The organism is Agarivorans sp. TSD2052 (assembly GCF_023238625.1).
Classification (GTDB): domain Bacteria; phylum Pseudomonadota; class Gammaproteobacteria; order Enterobacterales; family Celerinatantimonadaceae; genus Agarivorans.
Genome location: NZ_CP096670.1, coordinates 2,301,256 through 2,313,319 on the forward strand (window position 1 = coordinate 2,301,256; position 12,064 = coordinate 2,313,319).

11 protein-coding genes are annotated in these 12,064 nt (G+C 43.8%); 6 read left to right on the top strand and 5 right to left on the bottom strand.

Features of this window, described 5'->3' with window-relative positions; translation table 11 throughout:
* The first annotated feature begins 7 nt into the window (after positions 1-7).
* From M0C34_RS10510 to M0C34_RS10525, 4 genes are read left to right on the top strand one after another with little or no spacing between them, the layout of a single operon-like run.
* Positions 8-841, top strand: coding sequence for an ABC transporter ATP-binding protein (locus tag M0C34_RS10510; protein WP_248715561.1), 834 nt, complete (start codon positions 8-10; stop codon positions 839-841).
* A gap of 21 nt (positions 842-862) precedes the next feature.
* The gene (locus tag M0C34_RS10515; RefSeq protein WP_248715562.1) at positions 863-1,750 is read left to right on the top strand and encodes an ABC transporter permease; all 888 of its coding nucleotides are present in this window, start codon (positions 863-865) and stop codon (positions 1,748-1,750) included.
* Positions 1,743-2,705: an ABC transporter permease gene (locus M0C34_RS10520; RefSeq protein WP_248715563.1), complete on the top strand. Its 963-nt coding sequence runs from the start codon at positions 1,743-1,745 to the stop codon at positions 2,703-2,705. The genes M0C34_RS10515 and M0C34_RS10520 overlap by 8 nt, the downstream gene beginning before the upstream one ends.
* Before the next feature lie 41 nt (positions 2,706-2,746).
* The gene (locus M0C34_RS10525; protein ID WP_248715564.1) at positions 2,747-3,751 is read left to right on the top strand and encodes an ABC transporter substrate-binding protein; all 1,005 of its coding nucleotides are present in this window, start codon (positions 2,747-2,749) and stop codon (positions 3,749-3,751) included.
* Positions 3,752-3,898: 147 nt separating this feature from the next.
* Here M0C34_RS10525 and M0C34_RS10530 read toward each other — a convergent pair whose 3' ends face one another.
* On the bottom strand, positions 3,899-4,390 hold the full coding sequence (locus M0C34_RS10530) for a DUF2937 family protein (RefSeq protein WP_248715565.1): 492 nt from the start codon (positions 4,388-4,390) through the stop codon (positions 3,899-3,901).
* A gap of 266 nt (positions 4,391-4,656) precedes the next feature.
* Here M0C34_RS10530 and M0C34_RS10535 point away from each other — a divergent pair, with 266 nt between their 5' ends.
* Complete coding sequence (locus tag M0C34_RS10535; RefSeq protein WP_248715566.1) at positions 4,657-5,880, top strand: DEAD/DEAH box helicase; 1,224 nt, start codon at positions 4,657-4,659, stop codon at positions 5,878-5,880.
* Between the two features lie 57 nt (positions 5,881-5,937).
* On the opposite strand, the gene codA is transcribed toward M0C34_RS10535, so the two are convergent.
* The 4 genes from codA to recR all read right to left on the bottom strand — a co-directional run bounded on the left by codA (position 5,938) and on the right by recR (position 10,576).
* Positions 5,938-7,191: a cytosine deaminase gene (gene codA / locus M0C34_RS10540; RefSeq protein ID WP_248715567.1), complete on the bottom strand. Its 1,254-nt coding sequence runs from the start codon at positions 7,189-7,191 to the stop codon at positions 5,938-5,940.
* Between the two features lie 3 nt (positions 7,192-7,194).
* A complete protein-coding gene (locus tag M0C34_RS10545) occupies positions 7,195-8,382 on the bottom strand; it encodes a PucR family transcriptional regulator (RefSeq protein ID WP_248711642.1) in 1,188 nt (395 codons plus the stop codon).
* Positions 8,382-9,638, bottom strand: coding sequence for a cytosine permease (gene codB / locus M0C34_RS10550; protein ID WP_248711643.1), 1,257 nt, complete (start codon positions 9,636-9,638; stop codon positions 8,382-8,384). The genes M0C34_RS10545 and codB overlap by 1 nt, the downstream gene beginning before the upstream one ends.
* 335 nt (positions 9,639-9,973) lie before the next feature.
* A complete protein-coding gene (gene recR, locus M0C34_RS10555) occupies positions 9,974-10,576 on the bottom strand; it encodes a recombination mediator RecR (protein WP_248711644.1) in 603 nt (200 codons plus the stop codon).
* A gap of 207 nt (positions 10,577-10,783) precedes the next feature.
* Here recR and M0C34_RS10560 point away from each other — a divergent pair, with 207 nt between their 5' ends.
* Positions 10,784-12,013 (top strand): phosphatase PAP2 family protein, encoded by a 1,230-nt coding sequence (locus tag M0C34_RS10560; protein ID WP_248711645.1) that lies wholly within the window; start codon positions 10,784-10,786, stop codon positions 12,011-12,013.
* The last annotated feature ends 51 nt before the right edge of the window (positions 12,014-12,064 follow it).

The window sequence follows — 12,064 nt, forward strand, 5'->3', positions numbered from 1 at the left end:
AACACCTATGTTAGCAGTACAACAAGCAATAACAGACCAACCGATGGAGCAAGACCCTCATGGTAAGAGAGAGATGATCGCGGTAGAGGATCTCTCGCTGGTTTTTAATACTAATGATGGCCCCGTTAACGCCCTATCCAATATTAACCTCACTATTAACGAGGGTGATTTTGTTTCGTTTATTGGCCCATCGGGCTGCGGTAAAACAACTTTGCTTAGGGTTATCGCCGATTTAGAACAGGCAACATCAGGAACCATTAAGGTAGATGGCACCTCGCCAACAGACGCTAGGCTTAATCGGCTTTACGGCTACGTGTTTCAAGCACCGGGTTTATTACCCTGGCGCACGATTCAACAAAACTGTGCCTTACCGATGGAAATTTCTGGTCAATCTGGCTCACATCAGCAAAAGCAAATAGACAAGTATTTAAAGATGGTGGGTCTACAAGACTTTCATAAAAAATTTCCATGGCAATTATCTGGCGGCATGCAGCAACGGGCATCTATCGCACGCGCTCTTTGTATTAATCCCGAATTGTTGTTGATGGATGAGCCCTTCGGTGCTTTGGATGAAATAACCCGTGACCATATGAATATGGAACTGCTGCGAATTTGGCAGGAAACCCAAAAGACCGTGGTATTTGTTACCCATTCGATAGCCGAAGCCGTTCTTCTTTCCACCCATATTGTGGTGATGTCGCCGCGACCAGGGCGGATTGTTAAAGTAATTGAAAGCCCATTACCTAGGTTAAAAACCCTAGCCTTACGTGACCAAGCGGCTTTTCATGACTTAGCTGCAGAGATCCGCACAGCACTGGCGAACGATCATGCCATTGATTAATTCACGCGGAGATCAGTAAATATGAACAGCAACAGCACGGTTCGTAAATGGCTACCGCTAGTTAGCCTGATCGTCATCATCATCGCTATATGGTATTTAGCTGCTTTGATCATGAATGGAAATCAGCTGATACAAAACTTAGAGCGGAAAAAACAAGATTGGACTTACAGCCAAATTTTGAGCCAAGCTTATCAAGTTAAACGCCCCATGTTACCGGCACCTCATCAGGTAGCATTAGAGCTAAAAAAATCAGTGTTTGATACTTCAGTGAACTCTAAACGTTCCTTGGTTTTTCATAGTGTTATCACCCTTAACTCGACCTTACTAGGTTTCGTGTTCGGCTCAATGTTGGGCATGCTGATTGCCATTGGTATTGTGCATAATAAAACCTTAGAAGCGAGCCTTATGCCATGGGTAATCGCATCACAAACTATTCCTATACTTGCGATCGCACCGATCATCGTGGTGGTGTTAGGTGCGCTCAACATCACTGGCGTGGTACCTAAAGCGGTAATATCCATGTACTTATCTTTCTTCCCTGTCACCATCGGCATGGTTAAAGGACTACGCGCTTCAGATACTTTACATGTTGAATTAATGCATACCTACAACGCCAGTGTATTACAAACCTTTTGGAAATTACGTTGGTACTCTGCACAACCCTATCTATTTGCTAGTTTAAAAGTGGCCATCGCGGCTGCTTTGGTGGGAGCAATCGTTGCTGAATTACCTACCGGCGCTCAAGGGGGATTAGGTTCGCGTCTATTAAGCGGTTCTTACTACGGACAAACACAACAAATTTGGGCGGCCCTATTAATGGCAGCACTACTGGGCTCAATATTGGTTTGGCTGGTTGGCCTCGCTGAAACGGCTTTATTAAAACGTCGCGGAGGCCTAACTAATGCTTAATTATTTTGCTAGTTCATTGCACCTTGGCTTGATCGCATTACAGTTAGTACTGGTGACAAGTGCCGAGGCTGGTTTCTATCAACGTTCCCCTAGCCTGATATTACTGTTGTTGATGTCGTTTTACGCCGTTGCAGCGCTGTTAAATCAATTGACTCAATTGTGTTCATCACAGCCAAATCAGGCTCGCTATATCAAGCCTTTAATACCCACAATATTTGCCTTCATGTTGATATTAGCCTGGCAGAGCATTGTTGAAGGTTACGCCATTTCGCCGGTTTTACTGCCCGCTCCTTCAAGTATATTTGACGCACTAATTAACAACCTACCAATATTATGGGCAGACTTTAGGCAAACCTACTTAAAGGCGGTGCTAGCGGGTTATTTATTGGGTTGTGCATCAGGCTTCTTGATGGCGCAGTGGGCAGTAAAAAGCGCCTTCCTCCGTCAGGGTTTAGTGCCATTAGGTAACTTTATGTCAGCCATCCCCATTGTAGGGATAGCGCCAATTATGGTGATGTGGTTTGGCTTCGATTGGCAGTCGAAGGCAGCTGTAATCGTTGTAATGACATTCTTTCCAATGTTTATTAATACCTTAACGGGGCTGCAATCAACCGATGCACTGCATAAAGATTTGATGCATACCTACGCAGCCAGCAAGTCGCAGACTTTTTTCAAAAGTCAGTTACCGCAGGCGCTGCCATTTATTTTTAACGCTTTAAAGCTCAATTCAACACTTGCGCTGATAGGCGCGATTGTCGCTGAGTTTTTTGGCACACCTATCGTTGGCATGGGATTTCGCATTTCTACTGAAGTTGGGCGAATGAATATGGACATGGTATGGGCCACGATTGTGGTAGCAGCAGTCGCTGGTTCACTCAGTTATGGGGCTTTGGCCTTGTTAGAAAAATCACTGCTATTTTGGCACCCCTCGTTTCGAGGCAACAACAAACACTAACTACTCACTCTTAATAATCGTAGCAATAAAGGGAATTAACTATGAATAGAACTTTGATTTCACTAGCATCTGGCGCCGCGCTATTAGCGGCAAGTTTTGGGGCTAACGCCGCTGAAAAACTTACCCTTCAGTTAAAATGGGTGACTCAAGCACAATTTGCTGGCTACTATGTCGCGTTAAACAAGGGTTTTTATAAAGATCAGGGCATCGATTTAACCATTAAACCCGGTGGTCCCGATATTGCCCCCGCTCAAGTACTGGCCGGCGGCGGTGCCGATGTGGTTGTTGACTGGCTACCCTCAGCACTCGCAACTCGAGAAAAAGGCCTACCACTCGTCAATATCGGACAAATCTACGGCAAGTCTGGAATGATGTTAACCTGTCTAAAATCTAGCGGTATCAGCAGTCCTGCAGACTTTAAGGGGAAAACATTAGGTGTGTGGTTCTTTGGTAACGAATACCCTTTCTTAAGCTGGATGTCTAAATTAGGTTACTCAACCACAGGCGGAGAAGACGGTGTAACGGTTCTTAAGCAAGGTTTCAACGTAGATCCAATTTTCCAGGGCCAAGCAGATTGCGTTTCAACCATGACCTACAACGAATATGGGCAAGTACTAGATGGTGGTTTGAGCAACGACGAACTCATTTTGTTTAAATACGAAGATGAAGGTGTAGCTACCCTAGAAGACGGTCTTTATGTCTTAGAAGATTCATTAAAAGATCCCAAGAAATTAGACGCTTATGCTAAGTTTTTAAAAGCAACCATCCAAGGTTGGGAATGGGCTGCAGCTAACCCTAAAGAAGCGGGCTTAATCGTATTAGATTACGATGATACCGGCGCGCAAACCGAAGAACATCAAATTCGTATGGCTGGCGAAGTGGCTAAATTACTAGCTAGCAGTGGTAAAGGTGTGGGTTATTTAGAACCTGCTGCGTTTGACCGGACCGTAAAAGTACTACTTGATAGTGATTCGTCACCCGTGATTACTAAAGTACCAGAAGGTGCTTACACGCATGTCGTGTTTGATGCTGCGGCAAAACTCTAATAGCTAATACTTAATCCGGTAAAAGGCTGCATCACGCAGCCTTTTTTGCATATTTTGTTTAGCTAGTGACTACCTAGTTGTGTTAGGCCCCATTTCTAGTACTGGGTTGAATCACTCGGCTTTTTTGCATATTTTGTTTAGATGATGCTAACTAGTCGCATTGACAGCCATGCGGCGTATAGGCCACATAAGCATGCCCCCTAAGAACAATGCAGCGATCACGCTATAAACGATGGTTAGCGGGTTTAAGGAAATCCCCGGAGTGAAGTTTGCTAATACTTTTTTTAAGGTTTGCCAGCGCTCAGGGCTAAACATATATATTGATTTTTGGTAAAGATTCCCTTGGGTAAACAATTCAATTGCTTGACCAAGTTGCCTAAAATTGGCCATTGTTTGCTGTTTTTGCATTGCATCAGTACGCACAGCAAGATTAGAATTTTGTTTAAAATCATCAATCATAGCGTCAATACTGGCGTACTGGTGCAAGTCTGCATTGATTTGAAAATTGTCCACTTGTTGTTTTGCCGAGTGGTATTGGCCATTTACAAACTGTAAATAATGCTCGGTTAAGATTGGCATTTGGAAAAAGGCTAATAACAACACTGCAAACAACACTTTATCTAACGTATTTACCAACACACCCTAAGTCCTCATATAAATTGTAACAGCGTACTAACACTGCTTCGAAGTTATAAACAATAAAGCACTGGCTAAAAAATCTAAGCCTTATCTAATGGGCTGCGGAGTCTTGTGACAACCATTATTACTCTACTAAGCCACTATACCCGCCGTCACATTCAACTTTACTCAGTGAATAATTAGCTTCATGTTATAATGCCCCGATATTAGCTGTTATCGACAAAGGCCGTAACAGTTATCTTGTTATTACCCACCTGAGATCTACAATGCCATTTTCTAAACTCGGATTAAGCACCCCGATACTTCAAGCGCTAAATGAATGCGGTTATCAACAACCGACGCCTATCCAAAAAAAGGCTATTCCAGTAGTGCTATCAGGTAAAAACCTGATAGCAGCAGCACAAACAGGCACCGGTAAAACGGCCAGTTTTGTGTTACCCATTTTACAAAAGCTGACTGAACAGCAAGAAGCATTACGCGGTAAACGAGTAAGGGTATTAATTTTAACACCTACCCGAGAGCTGGCTATTCAGGTCGAAGAAAACATCGTTGATTATGCAAAACACTTAGAGATTAGCTCACTAGCTATGTATGGTGGTGTTGACTCTGAACCACAAAAACAAGCCTTAATTTATGGTATCGACATTTTAGTCGCTACACCGGGTAGGCTGCTAGATATGATGTATCAACGGGCCGTTCATTTTGACCAACTAGACACCTTAGTATTAGATGAAGCAGACCGCATGCTCGATATGGGCTTCATCGATGACATCACTAAAATTGTAGATAGACTGCCTGAACAGCGTCAGAGCTTATTGTTCTCTGCTACCTTATCACCGCAAATTCGTCAGTTAGCTAAAAGTACCATTGAGCAAGCTACAGAGATTTCCGTTGCAAGTAACAGTGACAACACCCCTAAGATAGACCAATGGCTGGTTACTGTAGATAAAGACAAAAAGTCTGCGCTGTTAAGCCAAATGATCCTTGCTAACCAATGGCAGCAAGCGTTGATCTTTATTCAAACCAAACACGGTTCGGCAAAACTGGTGAGCCAATTAGAAAAGCGAGGCATTAAAGCCGAGGCCTTTCATAGTGGCAGGAGCCAAGCATCACGCAGCAAATTACTGGCGGACTTTAAATCTGGAGAAGTGCAGTTTGTCGTTGCAACCGGTATAGCCGCGCGTGGTATCGATATTGACGACTTAGACCGAGTAGTCAATTATGACTTGCCCGATCAAAGCGATGATTATATTCACCGAATCGGTCGAACTGGCCGTGCAGGCGCTATTGGTGAAGCTATATCGTTTGTTTCACGAGATGATTTTAGAAATTTGTGTGCTATTGAAAGCCGCCTAGGTCAATTAATTGAACGAAAAGAAGTTGAGGGGTTTGCACCGATTAAAGAAGTCCCTGTTTCGATTTTAAATTTTCGTCCTAAATCGAATAAGGGTTCAGGTCACTATAAGCCCCGAAAAAAACCTAGCAAATAAGTGACAGTGATGTCTACTAAACCAAGAGCAGCATCCGGGCTGCTCTTGGCGTCAAGCCTAACTATCAACAAACTGGGTGATGCTCACGACTTCCGCCGGCTTACGTTCAAGTAACACATTACCATGGCGTATTGATAACAATACTTCTCCCTGCTGCTGCAGTACTTCTACATCGTTGCCACCTTGTAACACAATTAAGTTAGCTGGCTTACCGAGCTCAATACCATACTCATGTTCTACTTGTAGGGTTTTAGCGCCATTATCAGTAATAAGATCTAAGCAGTTTTGTAACTCGCTATACCCCATCATATGGCAACTATGGATGCCTGAATCTAGTACTCTTAGTAACTTTCCATTACCCAGGGTATACCAGGGATCTTGGATTGAATCTTGAGCAAAACATACATTTAGCCCCGCTTCTCGCAACTCTTTTACCCGGGTGATGCCACGACGTTTTGGGTAAGTATCAAAACGCCCTTGTAAGTGAATACTCTCGGTCGGGCAAGAGACAAAGTTTATCTTGGACATTTTCAATAATCGAAATAACTTTGAGCAATAGGCGTTGTTGTAAGAATGCATTGCTGTTGTGTGACTAGCGGTTACTCGAGGCCCCAAATTTGCTTCTAAGGCTGCAGTGGCCAACACCTCCAAAAACCTGGCGGCACCATCGTCTATCTCATCACAATGAACATCGACCAGCTTACCCGTTTTCTGCGCTAGCTCGATGACCCACCGCATCGACTCTACCCCATACTCACGGGTAAACTCAAAGTGAGGGATTCCACCAATAACATCAGCGCCTTCTTCTAAGGCCCTTTCCATTAATTGTCGCCCATTTGGATACGACCAAATTCCCTCCTGTGGAAACGCCACAATTTGTAAATGTATCTTGTCTTTAATACGCTGTTTGATATCAACAATCGCTTTTAGGGCGACTAACTCAGGGTCAGTAACATCTACGTGGGTGCGAATATACTGCACCCCATTTGCTACCAGTAATTCAATTGTTTTTAATACGCGCTGTTCAACGTCTTGTCGGGTAAGTAGCGGTTTACGTTCAGCCCAACGCTCGATACCTTCAAACAAGGTGCCACTCATATTCCAGTTTGGCTCGCCGGCTGTTAACGCGGCATCTAAGTGAATATGCGGTTCTACAAAAGGCGCACAGCATAGATTCCCTTTGGCATCATAGGTCGCCAAGTCGTCCGTTAATACGCCTTGCTGCGCTTCAATCTGGCTAAACAAACCGTTTTCGATTAGCAAAGTAAATAACGGTTGTTTACCTCGTAGGCGGGCATTAATAATTTTCATTGCTTATCTTCCATAGTGCTTACTTTCGTTTAATAGTGACGCTTCCATCATTAAGGCGTTTTGTACCGACAATCGCTGTTGGGCATTATTTAGTTGCATCCCCGTTAAAGATTGGAACTTTTGCAAGCGATGTTGCAAAGTATTACGGTGAATAGCGAGGCTTTGTGCGGTTTGCCTAGCGCCGCAGAGGTTGTCAAAATAAGCCGCTACAGTTTGTTTAAGTATTAGCGCTTGCGCATCAGTATTGGCATATAGTGACCCTAAGTGTTGACGGCAAAACTCGGTTAATAATTCTTGGTTATCCACCGCAACAAATATCTTATTAATACCTAAATCACTATAGTGCAGTACTGTTTGTCGAGAGCAATTTTTTGAAAAATGCGCAGCCTGCTTTGCTTGTTGGGCCGCTAAGCCCAATTGACGAAAACCGAGTCCTGCTTCACTCACTCCTATCGAGCAAAACAATTGGGCTTCGTTCAGTGTATCAACTATATCTGTCCATAAGTGAATTTGCTGCTCGTGATTAAGCTGCTTTGGATTGCCAAGGAATAGGTACCATCCATCTTGATACTCTAAAACCGGCAAACACCGATGGTAAGGTTCTAATAATCGATTTAGAGTAAAGGCCCAAGCACTTGAGTCTAAACCTTCACTTGTTGAGGGTAATAAAAACGCCACCAACAAAGCCTGTTCAAAGTCTAAATTAAGTGCTTCAGCGCGTTGGATAGCTAAAGCCGGCAAAGCTCTGGGAGATTCAATTACATGGCTTAAAAACCAGCGTAAGGAATGTTCGGCTAAGTCGACTTGAATAATCCGGTTGCAAATCAGTTCTGTGACTTTCACCATAGGTAGACTATAGGGTTGTTCAAACACCGGAAAACCTTGCCGATCAGCAAACTGTAACACGGCCTCTGGGATCACCTGTATAAATTCAGAACCAGTAAGAATTACCATACCAGCCGCAGACTTAGCTTGCCCTTCAAGGATTAACTGCTGATATTCTTCAACACTGCGTTGAAGATTGATCCCTGTAACGAATATTAACTCTCCCCCTAGAAGCCAGGGCCCAAGCTCTCGGTTTTCCGCCACATAGGGCCAACGAATAATATTATTCAAACCGCTCTCCCCAGCCCGAAGCTTAAAAGCTTCTAAGCCAGGAATAACAGCTATTTCACTTACTTTTAAGGGCATTAGGCCTCTTTAGCTAAGCTAGGTTGCGCTGAAGAAATAAACACCAATAAGCTATAAAACGCGCTGGCAACCACAATACCCACCAACGGCGCCACCCAAGGTGAAAAGTAGGCAGCAGCCGATGCTACGCCATAAGCGGCCAGCCCTTGCATATTAAACTGTGGTAGCGAGACTTGCTCTAAACTTGGTGGTGCTGCTTTATATTTTACCCAGAAGTCGGTCATGATAATCGCACCAATTGGCGGGATAAATGTGCCTAACAATATGAGGAAAGGAATCAACATATTGTACATGCCAAATATCGCCAGTAAGGTGCCTATGGCGGCCCCTCCAATGGTGACTGCACGGCGTTTATCGGTGCGTAGCAAATTACAGCCTGCTGCTGCAAAGTTATAAATAGTATTATCTTGTGTTGTCCAAATATTGGTGAACAACATTAATACCGCCACTAATACGAAACCTTGAGCGACCAACACATCAACAATATCCGCTTGCTGGTAAACAAGCGCGCCAAAAGCGCCAACAAACACCATTAAGCCATTACCGATGAAAAATGCGACCAAAGTGGTAGTGACAGCTATTTTGCCACTCTTAGAAAAACGGCTCCAGTTGGTCGCTTGCGTCCCACCACTAACAAAGGTACCAAACACCATCGTAATGGCGGCTGCCATAGGCATAGTACTCGTCGGCTCAATACCTATTAATTGGCTTAGGCCACCGACATCAATCACTCCTTGAAAAAGAGATATGGCAATAAAGACCAACATCGCAGGCACTGACACTTTTGATAATAGTTCAATACCTCGGTAGCCAATGGTTGCGGTGATACAAAAACCAAAACCAAACAACACCATTAATGGAATCGTTAATCCTTCAGGCAAGCCTAATAGTTTTACCAGCACAATGGCGATAGTAGCGGTGCCCCATGCATACCAACCTATTTGGGTAAAACCTAACACGAAGTCAGAAAGCATACTGCCTTTCAGGCCAAAACAATAACGGCCTAACAATACTGAGTTTAAGCCCGTTTTGTACGCCACATAGGCCAAGCCTGCGGCATAAGAACCGAGTAAAAGATTACCTATCACAATAATCCATATCAGCTCACTAAAGCTAAAAGCCGTTCCAATCGTTCCACCCGCCCACATGGTAGCAGTGAAAAAAGTAAAACCGAGTAATACAGAAGCCATAGACCACCACCCCTTACGTTGGTCATCTGGCACAGCACTTAGCGGAAAATCATTTGTTTGACTCATTGCCTTTCTCCTGAATTGAAAACGAATCCGTTCAAGTTATACCTTCCAAGGACCGTGCCATCCACAACAGGTTTATTGAAGACTTTTTGTCGTGCTTTACTAACAATTTTTATTTCAATAAATGTACCAATAGCACAACCGATAGCGTTCACGGCGATTACGAGCGAAACAATCAAGCAATATGGGTACAACTAAGCACCAGATTGAACATTAATCGCCCAAAAACTGTGCAAAATAAAAGAGGCATTAGATAGAAGACTAAGCAATGAAGATGATATAAGGCGCTAACGCAGAGGATTACCTTAGCGTTTTGTCAGCAATATAATTTGGTCTGACTAATCGAAGCTTTGTCGACCTATCAGTGAATGCGACAAGGTGGTGCCATCGACACTATCGAGTTCTCCGCCCAAAGGCACGCCGTGGGCAATTCTCGATACTTTTACTTGGTATCGTTTGGCCATGTCAGCGATGTAATAAGCCGTCGCTTCACCCTCTACCGTAGGGTTAGTAGCAAGTATAAGCTCTTGCACCTGTTCGTTTTGTAGGCGTAGCTCGAGCTTATCGAGGTGCAACTCACTGGGGCCGATGCCATCTAGCGGAGATAAGTGGCCCATCAACACAAAGTAACTACCAAAAAATTGTGACGTTTGCTCAATTGCGGCTACATCTGCCGGTGTCTCTACAACACAAATAACACCTTTACTTAGCCGCTTGGGTGACTGGCAAATGACACATAGCTCTTCTTCAGCAAAATTGCGGCAGGCATTGCAGTGGCCAACCACGTCCATTGCTTTATTAATGCACGCAGCGAGCTTTAGGCCATCGCGACGTTTCCTTTCTAATAAATCAAATGCCATACGCTGAGCGCTACGCGGGCCCACGCCTGGTAATACTTGTAAAGATTTGATGAGGCTGTCTATACTGGGGCTATATTTCATTATTTTCCACTACACTTTGTTTTAGCGAAGCTAATGTACCAGTGAATTTGTGAAAATTCACCCTCCCTATTCAATTTCTTAAATCACCGAAACAGAGGCCTGTTTGCTGCCGTAGTTAAATGCTAGATAAAAGCTTGGACAGTCGGTATCATCGGCTAAGTTGGCTAAACAGACAACATGGAAGAACGATTATAATATGGAATATTTATGCGTCTAAAAATGAAAGCAGCCAGTGCTGCATTACTGTTTTTGTTAGGTAATCATGCTGTAGCAGAAGACACTTATGTACAGATAGGTGACTACACACAAATTCTTTTGCCTCTTGGAGGTCTAGGCGTTAGTTTAGCTAAGGGTGACTACCATGGGAGCTTACAACTAACCAAGTCTTTTGCTACTACCATGATATTCACTCATGGCATTAAATTTTCAGTTGATAAGCGCCGTCCAAACTTTACCACTAATAACTCATTTCCTTCTGGTCATACTGCTGCAGCCTTTAGTGGCGCATCATTTTTTCAGACTCGTTATGGCTCTGCGTGGGGCGTCCCTGCCTACGCGTTAGCGGGCTATACCGGCTGGAGCCGGGTGCATGGTGATAAACACTATTGGGATGATGTTATTGCTGGTGCCAGCATTGCGACCCTGAGTAACTTATTTTTTGTTAATCCAATAAGCGAAGATATACGCGTCAGCCCAATGGTTGATGGCGATGCCACCGGTTTACAAGTGTCTGTCTCTAACAGTTTTTTCGAGGGTGGTACGCGCTCTAAAACACCCGCCACCCACTTTGACCCCAAATTTAGATTTGACTTCCTATTGGGCCCTACCAGATTAAAATCAAATGACATAGGCAGTTTTAGCGACCAACAGGGCATCGAATTTGGCCAAGAAGATACTATTACAAGTGCAGCTGTTCGTTGGACTTGGACACCAAATACCCACCACAGCTTCAGCTTTTTGTCACAACCTTACGAAGCTCGAGACGAAGGTAAGCTCGACAGTGGTGATAGTGTCTATGCTCAATACCAAGTTTGGGACAACATGGTTAATTGGCAATATGACCTACAACTTGCAAAGAAGTGGATAGCTAAAGCTGGCTTAGGTGTTTTAGTTCAGTACGCACAAGCATCCCTTTATCCCGATTCTAGTTTCAGTCAACAAATTTCCGGCGACGAAGAATGGCTGTTATATCCTTTAGTCAATGCCACTTTAGGTTATAAATTCACCCCCGACTTTGACCTGTCATTTAGCGGCCAATACGGAAATAATGGTGATGGCGAACTCGTATCTACGGACATTGGTTTGAATTACGCGTTTAATGCTCGCTGGGACATAGGTGGCGGTTATAACTATTATAAGCGTGACCAAGACAATGCTAAAACCTTCAGAAAAATTGAGTTTGATACACTGTATCTACGTCTTGGATATGCATTCTAACTCGATAAGTAAAAAAGCGTGATTCACCCATTAGTGATAACTAGCAGTACA